At 52.4% G+C, this 14810-nt stretch carries 10 protein-coding genes; 3 read left to right on the forward strand and 7 right to left on the reverse strand.

The genetic code is table 11. The annotated features are described in order from the left end of the window. Positions 1-23 precede the first annotated feature (23 nt). On the reverse strand, positions 24-554 hold the full coding sequence (gene dsbB, locus FVB43_RS08765) for a disulfide bond formation protein DsbB (protein ID WP_133841846.1): 531 nt from the start codon (positions 552-554) through the stop codon (positions 24-26). A 285-nt stretch (positions 555-839) separates the two neighbouring features. Between dsbB and fadR the strand changes: the two genes are divergently transcribed. Beyond that, positions 840-1559, forward strand: coding sequence for a fatty acid metabolism transcriptional regulator FadR (gene fadR, locus FVB43_RS08770; RefSeq protein ID WP_133841847.1), 720 nt, complete (start codon positions 840-842; stop codon positions 1557-1559). A 104-nt stretch (positions 1560-1663) separates the two neighbouring features. On the opposite strand, the gene FVB43_RS08775 is transcribed toward fadR, so the two are convergent. Beyond that, positions 1664-3202 (reverse strand): SpoVR family protein, encoded by a 1539-nt coding sequence (locus tag FVB43_RS08775; RefSeq protein WP_133841848.1) that lies wholly within the window; start codon positions 3200-3202, stop codon positions 1664-1666. 509 nt (positions 3203-3711) lie between these two features. On the opposite strand from FVB43_RS08775, the gene FVB43_RS08780 reads away from it, so the two are divergent. Together FVB43_RS08780 and dadX are read left to right on the forward strand one after the other, a co-directional pair. After that, complete coding sequence (locus FVB43_RS08780) at positions 3712-5013, forward strand: D-amino acid dehydrogenase (RefSeq protein WP_133841849.1); 1302 nt, start codon at positions 3712-3714, stop codon at positions 5011-5013. A 29-nt stretch (positions 5014-5042) separates the two neighbouring features. Then, a complete protein-coding gene (gene dadX / locus FVB43_RS08785; RefSeq protein WP_133841850.1) occupies positions 5043-6113 on the forward strand; it encodes a catabolic alanine racemase DadX in 1071 nt (356 codons plus the stop codon). 2 nt (positions 6114-6115) lie between these two features. Here dadX and FVB43_RS08790 read toward each other — a convergent pair whose 3' ends face one another. From FVB43_RS08790 to yeaG, 5 genes are all read right to left on the reverse strand, one after another. Continuing rightward, complete coding sequence (locus tag FVB43_RS08790; protein WP_159336545.1) at positions 6116-7306, reverse strand: multidrug effflux MFS transporter; 1191 nt, start codon at positions 7304-7306, stop codon at positions 6116-6118. A gap of 151 nt (positions 7307-7457) precedes the next feature. Beyond that, complete coding sequence (gene wbaP, locus FVB43_RS08795; RefSeq protein ID WP_167863795.1) at positions 7458-8927, reverse strand: undecaprenyl-phosphate galactose phosphotransferase WbaP; 1470 nt, start codon at positions 8925-8927, stop codon at positions 7458-7460. 428 nt (positions 8928-9355) lie between these two features. Beyond that, positions 9356-11083, reverse strand: a complete 1728-nt coding sequence (locus FVB43_RS08800; RefSeq protein WP_133841853.1) for a potassium/proton antiporter — start codon at positions 11081-11083, stop codon at positions 9356-9358. Positions 11084-11392: 309 nt separating this feature from the next. Next, positions 11393-12673 (reverse strand): YeaH/YhbH family protein, encoded by a 1281-nt coding sequence (locus FVB43_RS08805; RefSeq protein WP_133841854.1) that lies wholly within the window; start codon positions 12671-12673, stop codon positions 11393-11395. A 70-nt stretch (positions 12674-12743) separates the two neighbouring features. Then, on the reverse strand, positions 12744-14678 hold the full coding sequence (gene yeaG / locus FVB43_RS08810; protein ID WP_133841855.1) for a protein kinase YeaG: 1935 nt from the start codon (positions 14676-14678) through the stop codon (positions 12744-12746). Positions 14679-14810: the final 132 nt, after the last annotated feature.

A 14810-nucleotide genomic window follows, 5' to 3' on the forward strand; every position in this document is an offset into this window, starting at 1 on the left:
CTCCGCGAAGGCGGAGCTTTTTTTTAACGTGAGAACAGGTCGCGTCTTTTAGGTTTGCAGGGCTGACCTATCAGCACCAGCACACCAACAACCAGGTATGCGGCAAAGATGCCTACCAGCCACTGCGGCATACCCAGGGTCAGAAATGACCAGGACTTCTCTGCACAGTCGCCGCTGGCGACAAACACGGAAGGTAACCATTTATCCAGCGGCAGCCAGGACGGAAAGCGGGCGGCAAAATCACAGGTCGCAAACGGAGAGGGATGCAACTGAATCATGGTATGTTCCCACGCCAGTCGCAGGCCTTCCCATGCGCTGTATAACCAGATCAGAATAGCGGCCCAGCGCAAAGGTGATTTCGGTGCGATAGCGCCGACGATACCCGCCCCCATAATGCCGAACAGGGCACAGCGTTCATAAATACACATCACACACGGCTTCAGCAGCATCACATGCTGAAAATAGAGCGCGGTCATCTCAAGAGCGAAAGCGGTCAGTGCCATCAGCAACCAGGCGCCCCGGCCACGGGAGCAGCTATTCAGGTATCTCAACATTAGTTTATCCGTCTGGAATACATTTAGACGGCAGTGTAAACGAAAAGCGTCTGCAATCCAGCCAGGAGGGAAAAATTTAAGCAGGAAAGTGACTTAAAATAATGTTTCCGATGATAAACGAAGGTCTGTGGACAGGCTGTATTGTGGTTTCGCTGCCAGGACGGCAATGTCATATTTTTTGCAGACGATCGTCTTTTCCCTGGCAGCCAGGCTAGGTGATGCCTGGTGCCTCTGGTATGATGAGCCGAATTTTTGACGTAATGAACGCAACGGAAGAAGAACGCTATGGTTATTAAGGCGCAGAGCCCTGCGGGTTTCGCGGAAGAGTACATCATTGAAAGTATCTGGAATAACCGTTTCCCTCCGGGTTCAATTCTGCCCGCTGAACGCGAACTCTCCGAACTGATAGGTGTCACCCGAACCACACTACGAGAAGTCTTACAGCGCCTGGCGCGCGATGGCTGGCTGACCATTCAGCACGGCAAACCGACCAAAGTGAATAATTTCTGGGAAACCTCCGGATTAAGTATTCTGGAAACACTGGCCCGTCTCGATCATGACAGCGTACCGCAGTTAGTGGATAACCTGCTGTCAGTTCGCACCAATATTTCGTCTATCTTTATTCGTCGTGCTATCCGTACTTACCCGGATAAAGCGCGTGAAGTGCTGGAAACCGCAAGCCACGTGGACGACCAGGCGGAAGCCTATACCAATCTCGATTACAGCATCTTCCGTGGGCTGGCGTTCGCCTCGGGTAATCCTATTTACGGTTTGATCATCAATGGATTGAAAGGACTGTATACGCGCGTTGGGCGTCACTATTTCTCCAACCCGGAAGCGCGACGTCTGGCACAGGCTTTCTATCAGCAACTGCTGAATATCCTTCATACCCAGCAATATGACCTGATTGTAGACAGCGTGCGCGACTATGGTCGTCGCAGCGGGGAAATCTGGCATGCCATGCAGACCAGTATGCCAACCGATCTGCCGCCTGCTCGCCGTTAAGTCGATAAAAAGGGCTGACCTCTTTATGCGGTCAGCCCGAAGAAACAGAAAAAGAGGGCGACCCATTGGCGGGTCGCCCTCTTCACATTGAGGCTGACCTCAGATCAGATAGTGGTGCCCGGGCGGGGCGGGCAGCGTTCGAGGATCTCCACTGTGCCATCATCGTTCTGTTGTTCCAGATTGATGTCAAAGCCCCACAGACGATGTACATGCTTCAACACTTCCCGACGACTCTTATCCAGCGGTGCGCGGTTATGCGGAACATAGCGTAAGGTCAGCGATCGGTCCCCACGCAGATCCACGTCATAAACCTGTATATTCGGTTCGAGATTGCTCAAATTATATTGAGCGGAGAGCTGCTGACGGATCGCCCGGTAGCCCGCTTCATCATGAATGGCCGCAATTTCGAGGAAATTATTGCGATCGTCATCCATCACCGTGAACAGGCGGAAATCGCGCATGATCTTCGGTGAAAGGAACTGGCTGATAAAGCTCTCGTCCTTAAACTCCTTCATCGCAAAGTGTAGGGTATCCAGCCAGTTAGAACCGGCAATATCCGGGAACCAGTGACGATCTTCTTCCGTTGGCTCCTCGCAGATGCGCTTAATATCCTGGAACATCGCAAAGCCAAGCGCATACGGGTTGATACCGTTATACCACTGGCTGTTGTAAGGGGGTTGGAAGACCACATTGGTGTGGCTATGCAGGAACTCCAGCATAAAGCGCTCAGAAACTTTCCCTTCGTCATACAGGTGATTAAGAATGGTGTAGTGCCAGAACGTAGCCCATCCCTCATTCATCACCTGAGTCTGTTTTTGCGGGTAGAAATACTGGCTGACCTTTCTGACAATGCGCAGACATTCACGCTGCCAGGGTTCCAGCAGCGGCGCATTCTTCTCCATAAAGTACAGCAGGTTTTCCTGTGGTTCGGATGGGTAGCGCGTGTTGGCGAATTGCGCTTCCTCGCGCTCACGCCGTGGCAAGGTGCGCCACAGCATGTTCACCTGGCTTTGCAGGTACTCTTCACGGCTCTGTTGCCGCGCTTTCTCTTCCTGCAAGGAGATTTTTTGCGGACGTTTGTAGCGGTCAACGCCATAATTCATCAGCGCATGGCAGGAGTCGAGCAGCCGTTCCACGTTTTCCACTCCGTAGCGCTCCTCACACTGCGTAATGTAGTTACGGGCGAAGATCAGGTAGTCGACGATGGAGCTGGCATCCGTCCAACTGCGGAACAGATAGTTATTCTTGAAGAAGGAGTTGTGACCATAACAGGCATGCGCCATCACCAGCGCCTGCATCGTCATGGTATTTTCTTCCATCAGATAGGCAATACACGGATTGGAGTTGATGACGATTTCATAGGCCAGACCTTGCTGGCCGTGCTTATAGCGCTGTTCTGTCTCGATAAATTTCTTACCGAATGACCAGTGTGCATAGTTGATTGGCATCCCGACACTGGAATAAGCATCCATCATCTGTTCGGAGGTGATGACCTCAATCTGATGCGGGTAGGTATCCAGTCGGTAGGATTTAGCGACGCGGTCGATCTCCTTGAGATACACATCAAGCAGGTCGAAGGTCCAGTCTGGTCCATCATCGAGTCGTTTGCTGTCCTTAATCGGATCGTCAAAGATCGTGGTCATAGCGCACCCCTTTTTATAAAACCGGATTACCTTACGGCAGAATGTCCGTTTTCATCTCGGCTCACCCGCACAAATGAGGCGCTGATAAGCCTGGAATTAAAGCCAATATCTCAATGATAGTTCACTGTCTCGTATCCCTCTCGTTAAAACAATTGAAATCTTCGATACAAAATCCAGTGCTGTTTAAAAAAAGATTTTTACGTAACAATAAATTCATAAAAACATGCATTTTGCAGGATAATATCCTGTTTATAGCATTAAGTTATGACAGGGTGGGATTGTTCTGGTGTTTGCGCATATATGCTGTGATTAAATTATTATCTGCTACTTAATGTATTAAACCAGAGGTTTTGACTGAATTAAGCTGGGCATCTTGTTTTTATTTACCTGGAGGGTAAAAAAGATGTGAAATATGTCAGCGTAATGTGAGTGTTATCACTGGTGTTTTCATCCATGTTGATGTCGAATGTCCAGTGCATAATTCTATAATGTGTCTCTATGAGGTGGGTATGCGAGTTGTCATTCTGGGTAGTGGCGTGGTGGGTGTGGCAAGTGCGTGGTATCTGGCGCAGGCCGGACATGAGGTGACGGTAATCGATCGTCAGCCCGCAGTAGCACTGGAAACCAGTGCGGCGAATGCAGGGCAGATATCACCCGGATATGCCGCCCCCTGGGCGGCACCGGGTGTGCCGTTTAAAGCCGTAAAATGGATGTTCCAGCGCCATGCTCCACTCGCGATCCGCCTTGATGGCAGCCGCTTCCAGTTGGAATGGATGTGGCAGATGTTGCGTAACTGCGATATGCGCCATTACCAGCAGAATAAAAGCCGCATGGTGCGAATTGCGGAATACAGCCGTGACTGCCTCAAAGCATTGCGCCAGGAAACGGGCATTGCCTATGAAGGGCGTCAGGGAGGAACATTGCAGTTATTCCGCACCGCGCAGCAGTTTGACAGTGCAGCGAAGGATATCGCGGTCCTGAAAGAGGCCGGAGTCCCCTACGAGCTGCTGGAGGCCACGCAGCTGTTGCAGGCAGAACCGGCACTGGCGGCAACCCAGCACAAGTTGACGGGCGGTTTACGCTTGCCCAATGATGAAACCGGTGATTGCCAGTTGTTTACCCAGCGTCTGGCGGCGATGGCGGCAGACGCGGGAGTCACCTTCCGTTTCAATACCTCTGTCGATGCTCTGGTACAGGATGGTAATCGCATCAGCGGCGTCAAATGTGGCGGCGAGATGGTGACTGCGGATGCTTATGTGGTGGCATTCGGGTCATTCTCGACGGCGCTGTTAGAGGATATTGTTAAGGTGCCTGTTTACCCCCTAAAAGGGTATTCACTGACGATACCGATCAAAGATGCGGCTGCGGCACCGATTTCAACGGTGCTGGATGAAACCTATAAAGTGGCGATCACCCGTTTTGACGATCGTATTCGTGTGGGGGGAATGGCAGAAATTGTCGGATTTAACACCAAACTGTTACCGGCACGCCGTCGCACGCTGGAAATGGTTGTCGGCGATCTCTTCCCGCAAGGTGGGTATATTGAGCAGTCGGTTTTCTGGAGTGGTTTACGCCCAATGACACCCGACGGCACGCCAATTGTAGGTCGTACCCCGTTGAAAAACCTGTTCCTTAATACCGGACATGGTACTCTTGGCTGGACAATGGCCTGTGGTTCAGGGCAGCTTCTTGCGGATATTATTAGCGGTGTGACACCCGCGATTTCCGCTGACGATCTGTCTGTCATGCGCTATCTGCCAGGTTTTATTCCGGCGCCGGCTCGCTCACTGCACAGTGCCAATGTTCGCTAACTCATCGTATTTTTTTACAAGGAGAGAGTATGTCTCGTCCTATTCTCGCAACGATTAATCTCGCTGCGCTGAGGCAAAATCTGGCAGTAGCGCGCCAGGCGGCGGGTGGTTCGCGCCTGTGGTCAGTCGTGAAGGCGAATGCCTACGGACACGGTATTGCGCGAGTCTGGCAGAGTCTGGTGGAAACGGATGGTTTCGCCTTGCTCAACCTGGAAGAGGCTATTCTGTTACGCGAACAGGGCTGGAAAAAACCGATCCTGCTGCTGGAGGGCTTCTTCCATCAGGATGAACTGGCGATTATTGACCAGTATCGCCTGACCACCAGCGTTCACAGTAACTGGCAAATTCAGGCGCTGGCAAAAGCCAGGCTCTCGGCGCCACTGGATATTTATCTCAAAATGAACAGCGGTATGAACCGACTGGGCTTCCAGCCCGATCAGGTGCATAACGCGTGGCAAAAATTACGTTCCCTGGATAACGTTGGTGAAATGACGCTGATGGCCCACTTTGCTGACGCTGAAACCAGTGAAGGTATTGCCGGACCCTTGCAGCGCATTGAGCAGGCGGCTGAAGGGCTGAATTGTGCGCGTTCGCTGGCGAACTCCGCGGCTACGTTGTGGCATCCGCAAACGCATCATGACTGGGTACGTCCCGGTATTATCCTGTATGGCGCATCCCCCAGCGGCCAGTGGCAGGACATTGCCAGCAGTGGTTTGCAACCCGTGATGACATTGACCAGCGAAGTGATCGGCATTCAGCAGCTGACGGCGGGTTCTGCTGTTGGATACGGCGGCCAGTACCGTGCATCAGGTGAACAGCGTATCGGAGTGGTAGCTTGCGGCTATGCTGATGGTTATCCCCGTCATGCGCCGACCGGAACGCCGATTTTGGTTGATGGTGTGATGACGCAGACGGTCGGGCGGGTTTCAATGGATATGATCACTGTCGATTTAACCCCGTGCCCTCAGGCGGGCATAGGTAGCCAGGTTGAGCTGTGGGGCAACAACGTCAAAATTGATGATGTGGCCGCCGCCGCCGGCACCGTTGGCTATGAGCTGATGTGCGCGCTCGCCCCCCGGGTGCCGGTGATCGTTGAATAATCTTAGAGCGAGGTCAGCGTACCGCGCACATTTTTACTGATACGCCAGGCGGTCAGTGCCAGCAGCGCACCGGCCGCCATCATCAGTGCCAGCGCGGATTTCTCCGCAATCGGTAGCGCCATCACTAACAGACCCGCCGACGATCCTCCCGCCATCTGAATAAAACCTGCCAGTGCAGAGGCGACACCGGCCTGCTGCTGATAAGGCTCCAGGGCGTAGCTGGTTGCAGGTCCCACGGTGAAGGCCAGTCCGGCAACGGAGATAGCAACGGGCAGCATATACAGCGCCCAGTGTGTCTGCATGGCCGCCGGGAACAGCATCACACCGCCCATTAACGTTATCGCACCAATCGTCATCGCCAGTGCGCCAATTGCCAGACAAATCGGGCGACCCAGTTTTCGGATCATCTTATTCACCAGCACGCTGACCAGCATAATCCAGAAGCCGTTAGCACCAAACGCGATGGAGAATTGCAGTGCGCTGAGTTTGCCTTCGGTCATCAAAACCTGCGGAGCCAGAGAAACATAGGTCAGCACCATACCCAGTGCGCCCGCGTTGGCAAAAGCAAAGGCGAGGAAACGCGGCTGACGCAGAATTTGCCAGTACTGACGCACGGGTAAACCTTTCACCTTTTGCGTATCAGCAGGGCGGGTTTCCGGCAGGAACAGCATCACCAGTACGGCAATAAACAGCGCATAACCGGTCAGGAACCAAAAGTTCGCCCGCCAGCCAAATGCATCGGCCAGGAAGCCACCCAGCATCGGTGCCAGGGCCGGGACGATATTTAACGCGCCGTTTAAGAATCCATAAGCACGCGCCGCTTCTTCACCATTAAGACGGTCGCGTACGCCGCTGAACGCCACGACGGCGGTACAGCACACGGCACAGCCCTGAATGACACGGGCGCTGAGGAACTGCGGCCAGCCGGTGGCGGTGGCGGCCAGGATGCTTCCGGTGACATACAGCAGAAGACCAATCAGCGCGATGGGTTTACGGCCCAGATTATCCACCAGCGGTCCGGCGATAATTTGCCCCAGGCCCATCACCAGTAAAAACAAAGGGATCGTTGTCTGGATGGCAGAAACGGGCGTATTCAGACCGAGAGCAATATCGGGCAGCGTGGGCAAATAGAGGTCAATGCCTAACGGTGCAAGCAGCACCAGGCTGAGTAACAGTAGCGTAAATTTTTGCATAGCAGGTGTGGCGTCCAGATTAAAGCAAGCCGGACAGGGTAGAGATAACAGAGGGAAAAGAAAAGGAGAAAGTGATAAAAGCGCTCGGGGATGTGGCCATCGTCATTGCCGGATGCCGGCAATGACGATGGCTGGCACTGTTCAGCTCAGGTTAGTACGCGCCGTCGCGGCGCAGTACCACACCGGCTGTTTTGAACAGAATGGCGATATCGGTCCACAACGCCCAGTTTTTGACATACCAGGAGTCGAAGTAAACACGGGTGTCATAGTCGATATCGTTACGACCGCTCACCTGCCACAGTCCTGTCATACCCGGTTTAGCCATCAGGTAGTAATCCACGTCACCGGCATAACGCTCCAGTTCTGCTTCAATCACCGGACGTGGGCCCACCAGACTCATCTCACCACGAATGACGTTCCACAGCTGCGGCAGTTCATCCAGGCTGGTCTTACGCAGAAATGAGCCAATTTTGGTGACACGGGGATCGTTCTTCAGTTTAAAGTCTTTGTCCCACTCTGCGCGTGCTTCTTCACTGGTGGCCAACAGGGTTTCCAACACTTCCTTCGAGTTCATCACCATCGAACGGAATTTCAGGCATTTAAACTTCTTCGCATCCTGACCAACGCGCTCGTGACCGTAGATCGGGCTGCCGCCATCACGGCTGACCATCCAGCAGATCAAACCAAATGCCGGAGCAAGGAACAGCAACAGCAGTGAGGCCACCACAACGTCAAAGGTGCGCTTGAGGAAGCGTGAAGAGCGCTTCGCCAGATTATTGCTGACGCGCAGCAGCATCACTTCATGGCTAAAGATAAAGGACATATCCGTACCGTACAGCGGCACGCCACGTAGCGTTGGCACCACGGAGACTGAGCGGCACTTTTTCTTCGACAGCAGTTTCAGCCATTTATCGCGAATGGCGCGCTGGTCGTTCTCCATCGCTACAATAAACTGGGTGTTATCGAGGTCGACAGTCTCCCAGACAATATCTTTGTGTGTGATCACCGGGATGCCATTGAAACTATCAGCGCCGTTCTTTTCACCGCTCGGGGCAACGAAGGCTTTCACGTCGTAGCCCAGCAGCTCTTCGCTTTGCAGCGCGGCATAGGCTTCACGGGCATTTTTACCGGAACCAATGATGATGGTGTGTTTCTGCCACTGTCCCGCTTTCAGGATGGCATTCTTAACGCATGAGCGCAGGAGAGGCACCAGAATCAAGGCATACAGCCAGGTGAAACTCCAGAGCATGCGGGAGAAATCCCATTTGGAAAACGCAATCAGTGCCAGGTCTAACAGTGAAAAGATCACCAGCGTTTTAATAATGTCTTTTAATTCAAACCAGAAGGGTTTGCGGTAGGTATAGTGGCGCAGGCGCATCCAGAACCATGCGGTACATAATACTGACATAATGAATTGCGCGATAAAGCGGACTTCAACTTCTTGCGGCGGGATAAAAATATCCAGATTACCCCAAATACCCTGCAGCGTCGCTGCGGATAAAAACAGTGCCAGATTGATGGAGAGTAAATCTGAGAAACTTAACGCAACTTTCGCAATAATGTTTTTTCGTGTGCCGCTGAATGTCCGGCGACTTTCATTCAGTACCAGAGTACTTGCCATAATGCCTGCTCTCTTATCATGAGAAATCAATGACCTGACGAGGATAAAGCACGCGTCCAGGAGTCTCTTTAGTAAACCTTCTGGGTTTATCAGACTGACGTCGGTATTGCCATTATCGTAACTGTGTTCAGGGCAGCGGAGCGGTGGGAGATGAGATAACCACGCTATATCCGTCACATAATGAAGTGATAAGTATGCAGGAGTTATTTGAGTTAGTTAATACGGGATAATCCTAAAAGAAGATGAAAAATCAAACAGGGGATTAATCTTAAGCTTTGATGCTAAATGAAAGATATAAATAAAAAATATGACAATACGATAAACAAAAAATCACTATTTGATGAATCTGAAACCGCCAGGGTTAAATATGACGGTTTCAGATAAATCTTGTGGAGTGGGATTCGTGTTCTGAATGAAATCAGGAAAAATTATTCCCTTTCTTCCTGAACCCTGACGCCGATTTTGACGATCTCGTTAGCCTCTTTCTCAGCCACGGTCCAGACCATGTTTTTCCATTCCACCTGGTCACCGACCACGGGTGCGCCGCCAATCATCCCCAGCACCAGCTGTCCCAGCGTTTGCTGAGTATCAGAGCCCGCATCCAGTTCAATACCGTAAATCTCGGAGACATCGTGCAAGCGCGCATCGGCTTGCAAAATGAAGTCACCAAAGAAGCGTTGATCCAGCGACACCGGCGGGGACTGGCTGAACAGCTTGCCGAGTGCGGGCAGGTCACGCTCACGGCCAATGACGCACAGCACATCATTCTCTCTCAGGCGGGTGCTGCCGGACGGGTGTAACAGCAGGTTATCGCGGAACAACGCGGCAATACGCGTTTCTCGCGGCATTCTGAGGTCACGCAGCGCGGCACCCACACACCATTTGTCGGCACTGAGCTGATAAACAAACTGCTCCCAGGGATTCTCCGGGTGAATATCCAGACCGATGCGGGAAATAGGCGAAGCCATCGGCGGAACGACAACCCTGGCTTTGCGTGCTGCCCAGCCCAGTGACGTGCCCTGAACCATCAGTGACACCAGCACCACAAAGAAAGCAATGTTAAAGAACAGGGAGGCATGTGGCAGCCCGGCCATCATCGGGAAGACGGCCAGAATAATCGGCACGGCACCTCTGAGCCCGACCCAGCTAATAAAAATCCTTTCACGAATATTGAAACCGCGAAACGGCAACAGCCCAATCATTATCGACAGCGGGCGTGCGACCAGAATCAGGCAGAGTGATAACAACGTGGCCGGAATAGCGATGTGCCAGAGATCGATGGGATTGACCAGCAGGCCGAGCACAAGGAACATGCCGATCTGACTTAGCCACGCCATGCCGTCAAAGGTTTGCAAAATGCCATGACGGTTGCGAATAGGGCGGTTACCGAGCACAAAGCCGCACAGGTAGACGGCGAGGATGCCACTGCCTTCCAGAACGGTGGTGAGGGCGAAGACCAGAATGCCTCCGCTGACGGCAAGCAGTGGATAGAGACCGCTGGCCAGAGAGACACGGTTAATCAATTGCAGTAAGGCCCAGCCGCCGCCGAGCCCAAGCACAATGCCCAGTCCAAACTGCTGCACCAGGTGCACCACAAACATCCAGCTTAATCCGCTCTGGCCCTGCTGAATCATCTCAATCAGGGTGATGGTCAGGAATACGGCCATGGGGTCGTTACTGCCGGACTCAATTTCCAGCGTGGCGCTGACGCGCTCATTCAGGCCTTTACCGCCCAGCAGTGAAAACACCGCAGCGGCATCGGTGGAACCGATAATGGCCCCCACCAGAAAACCGTTCATCAGGTTGAGATCAAACAGCCAGGCGGCGGCAAGACCTGTCAGTCCCGCGGTGATCAGTACGCCCACCGTTGCCAGCGACAGCGCCGGACCGAGCGCCACTTTAAACGAACTGGCCTGGGTGCGCATACCGCCATCCAGCAGGATCACTGCCAGTGCCAGGTTACTGATCAGATAGGCCGCGGGGTAGTTGTCAAAGGCGATCCCCCCAATACCGTCCACACCCGCCAGCATACCGAGCGCCAGGAAGATAACCAGAATCGGGATACCCAGTTTCGATGAAAAAGAGCTGAGTAAAATGCTCGACGCAACCAGCACAGAACCAATAATGAACAAACTATAAATCGCGCTGGCTTCCAATGGGCATCTCTCCTGTGATGAGGAAAAAACCGCTTCACTCAGTGAAGGGGTCAAAATCTGTACGCAATTCATTTACGGACAGAAGAAAAGGTCAGTCAGAATAAAATATCGCAAAACAGCCAGAAGTAAATGCCGCTGAGTGCGACCAAAATGGGCTTTATTTGACGCATTAGCGATGCAGACTCGAAAAAAAGGCGTGAAAGCCAGATAAAAGCCTGGCAGGAGGGCAGTATGACACGGGTTAAAAGCGGGGAATGGACTATATACAAAATTTCTCAGCCGACGGCAGACGTCGGCTGAGGACAGACATCAGTAATTCTCTTCTGCCTGTTTGTGGAACAGAGCACGGAACACCGGATAGATATCTTCCGGTTCACGGATGTGCTGTATGGCAAAGTTATCGAAGGTCGATTGCAGATGTTCATATTCACGCCACAAGGTCTGGTGAGCGCGCCGGGTGATTTCGATATAGCTGTAGTAACGCACCACGGGCAGAATATTTTTTGCCAGGATTTCGTGACACAGCGGTGAGTCGTCGGCCCAGTTATCGCCATCGGAAGCCTGTGCGGCATAGATATTCCACTGGGTCGGGTCGTAACGTTCTTTCACGACTTCATCCATCAGTTTTAGTGCGCTGGACACGATCGTCCCACCTGTTTCCTGTGAGTAGAAAAATTCCTGCTCATCGACTTCTTTTGCCTGAGTGTGGTGACGTATATACACCACATCGACGTTTTTATAGGTCCTGCTGAGGAACAGATACAGCAGAATATAAAAACGTTTAGCCATATCTTTAGTGGCCTGGTCCATTGAACCCGACACGTCCATCAGACAGAACATCACGGCCTGGCTGGATGGCTCCGGGCGTTTTTCGAAGTTTTTATAGCGCAGGTCAAAGGTATCAATAAAGGGCACGCGTTTGATGCGGGCACGCAGCTCTTCAATTTCTTTCCGCAGCCGATCTTCTTCCAGCAACTGAGCCGGCTCACTGTTTTCAACCAGCAACAGCGATTCTTCCAGTTCGGCCAGCAGACGCCGTTTCCCCGCCGTCATGGCGGTACGCCGCGCCAGCGAATTTTGTAATGAGCGCACCACGCTGATATTGGCCGGTACACCGTTAGCGGTATAGCCCGCACGGTGGGTTTTATACTCATTGAGCTGACGATGCTGATTCTTTTTCAGATTCGGCAATGCGAGATCTTCAAACAGCAAATCGAGATATTCATCTTTCGAGATATTGAAGACAAACTCATCCTGGCCTTCACCATCCTTTCCGGCATTACCCTGACCACTGCCGCTCCCTCCGCCACCGCCCTGTGGGCGCTCCACGCGGTCATTCTGGACGAAGTGGTCATTACCTGGATGAACGCGATGGCGCTGGCCGCCGCGTCCCTGATGGAAACTCGGTTCGTTAATATCTTCAATTGGAATAGAGACGGATTCACCGCTCTCAACGTCGGTAACCGAACGCTTATTAATGGCCTCGGAGATCGACTGTTTGATTTGCGATTTATAGCGGCGCAAAAAGCGCTGACGATTGACCGCGCTTTTGTTTTTACCGTTAAGACGCCGATCGATAAAATAGGCCATAGCTCCCCCAAACAGTGTTGCCAGACGGGTCAGGGCATCAGCCCTGACCCGTCTGGATGCGACTTCCGAATCAGGACGATTTTCTTACGCGCAAATACCATTCGCACAGCAGGCGAACCTGTTTGCGGGTGTAGCCTTTTTCCATCATACGGTCGACAAAATCGTCGTGTTTTTTCTGTTCGTCGGTGGATGTTTTAGCGTTAAACGAAATGACCGGGAGCAGCTCTTCGGTGTTCGAGAACATTTTCTTCTCGATCACGGTGCGCAGCTTCTCATAGCTGGTCCAGTTCGGATTACGGCCATTATTATGAGCACGGGCGCGCAGAACAAAGTTGACGATCTCATTACGGAAGTCTTTCGGGTTGCTGATCCCGGCCGGCTTCTCAATTTTTTCCAGCTCTGCGTTCAGGGACTCACGGTCAAACAACTGCCCGGTATCCGGATCACGATACTCCTGATCTTGAATCCAGAAGTCAGCGTAGGTCACATAGCGGTCGAAGATGTTCTGACCATATTCAGAGTAAGATTCCAGGTACGCCGTCTGAATTTCTTTACCAATAAACTCGGCATATTTCGGGATCAGGTAGCCTTTCAGGTGTTCAAGGTATTTCTCAGCCTGTTCCTGCGGGAACTGCTCACGATCGATCTGCTGTTCCAGTACATAGAACAGGTGCACCGGGTTAGCTGCGACCTCAGCATGGTCGAAGTTGAACACACGGGAGAGAATTTTGAAGGCGAAGCGGGTAGATAACCCGTTCATCCCTTCGTCCACACCTGCGTAATCGCGGTATTCCTGGTAGGATTTCGACTTAGGATCGGTATCCTTCAGGCTTTCACCGTCGTAGACGCGCATTTTCGAATAGGTACTGGAGTTTTCCGGCTCTTTCAGGCGCGACAGAATCGAGAAGCGAGCCAGTGTTTCCAGCGTACCCGGCGCGCAAGGTGCGTGGGTCAGTTCACTGTTAACCAGCAGCTTGTCGTAGATTTTGATCTCTTCCGACACGCGCAGGCAGTAAGGCACTTTGACAATGTAAACACGGTCAAGGAACGCCTCGTTATTCTTGTTGTTACGGAATGTCACCCACTCAGATTCGTTGGAGTGCGCGAGGATTATCCCGTTAAACGGCAGGGCAGAGATCCCTTCAGTCCCGTTATAGTTCCCTTCCTGGGTGGCCGTCAGCAGCGGATGCAGCACCTTGATAGGCGCTTTAAACATTTCAACGAACTCCATAATCCCCTGGTTCGCCCGGCATAACGCTCCGGAATAACCATAAGCATCAGGATCGTTTTGCGCGTGGTTTTCCAGTTTACGGATATCCACTTTACCCACCAGCGCCGAAATATCCTGGTTGTTTTCATCGCCAGGTTCGGTTTTGGCAATCGCGACCTGTTCAAGAATCGACGGCCAGACCTTCACGACCTTGAAGCGGGTGATATCACCACCGAAATCGTGCAGGCGTTTGGCGGCCCACGGCGACATGATGGTGCCAAGGTAACGACGTGGAACGCCGTATTCTTTTTCAAGAATGTTGGCATCTTCCTGCGGATTAAACAGGCACAGCGGATGGTCATTCACCGGGCTGCGTTCGCCATCTGCCGTGAGCACATAGATGGGCACACGCTGCATCAGTGATTTCAGACGTTCGGCCAGAGAGGATTTCCCGCCACCGACCGGGCCCAGCAGATACAGGATCTGTTTTTTCTCTTCCAGGCCCTGTGCCGCATGTTTCAGGTAGGAAACGATTTGCTCAATCGCATCCTCCATACCATAAAACTCTTCGAATGCAGGATAGCGCGCAACAACACGATTAGAGAACAGGCGGGAAAGGCGTGGCTCCAGCGCGGTATCCACCATTACTGGCTCACCAATAGCCATTAACAGTCGTTCCGCCGCATTGGCGTATGCACTGCGATCTTGCCGGCAAACCGTAAGAAATTCCTGCAGTGTGAACTCTTCGTCCTTGGCAGCTTCATAGCGCTGACGGTAGTGATCGAATATATTCATGGCGATGCCCGTCCTTTCGTTTTTAGCACAGGTACCAGGAGCCTAAGTTTGGTCAGCCCCTGAAGGAACTTACAGTGAGTACAGCAACCCTTATGCCAACCTGACTTTTTTTATCGGGAAACACAAAAATGC

It is taken from the genome of Erwinia rhapontici (assembly GCF_012271765.1).
Lineage (GTDB): Bacteria > Pseudomonadota > Gammaproteobacteria > Enterobacterales > Enterobacteriaceae > Erwinia > Erwinia rhapontici.

Coding starts and splice junctions, on each gene's coding strand:
- dsbB (WP_133841846.1), bottom strand. CDS start 554: ATGTTGAGATACCTGAATAGCTGCTCCCGTGGCCGGGGCGCCTGGTTG.
- fadR (WP_133841847.1), top strand. CDS start 840: ATGGTTATTAAGGCGCAGAGCCCTGCGGGTTTCGCGGAAGAGTACATC.
- FVB43_RS08775 (WP_133841848.1), bottom strand. CDS start 3,202: ATGACCACGATCTTTGACGATCCGATTAAGGACAGCAAACGACTCGAT.
- FVB43_RS08780 (WP_133841849.1), top strand. CDS start 3,712: ATGCGAGTTGTCATTCTGGGTAGTGGCGTGGTGGGTGTGGCAAGTGCG.
- dadX (WP_133841850.1), top strand. CDS start 5,043: ATGTCTCGTCCTATTCTCGCAACGATTAATCTCGCTGCGCTGAGGCAA.
- FVB43_RS08790 (WP_159336545.1), bottom strand. CDS start 7,306: ATGCAAAAATTTACGCTACTGTTACTCAGCCTGGTGCTGCTTGCACCG.
- wbaP (WP_167863795.1), bottom strand. CDS start 8,927: ATGGCAAGTACTCTGGTACTGAATGAAAGTCGCCGGACATTCAGCGGC.
- FVB43_RS08805 (WP_133841854.1), bottom strand. CDS start 12,673: ATGGCCTATTTTATCGATCGGCGTCTTAACGGTAAAAACAAAAGCGCG.
- yeaG (WP_133841855.1), bottom strand. CDS start 14,678: ATGAATATATTCGATCACTACCGTCAGCGCTATGAAGCTGCCAAGGAC.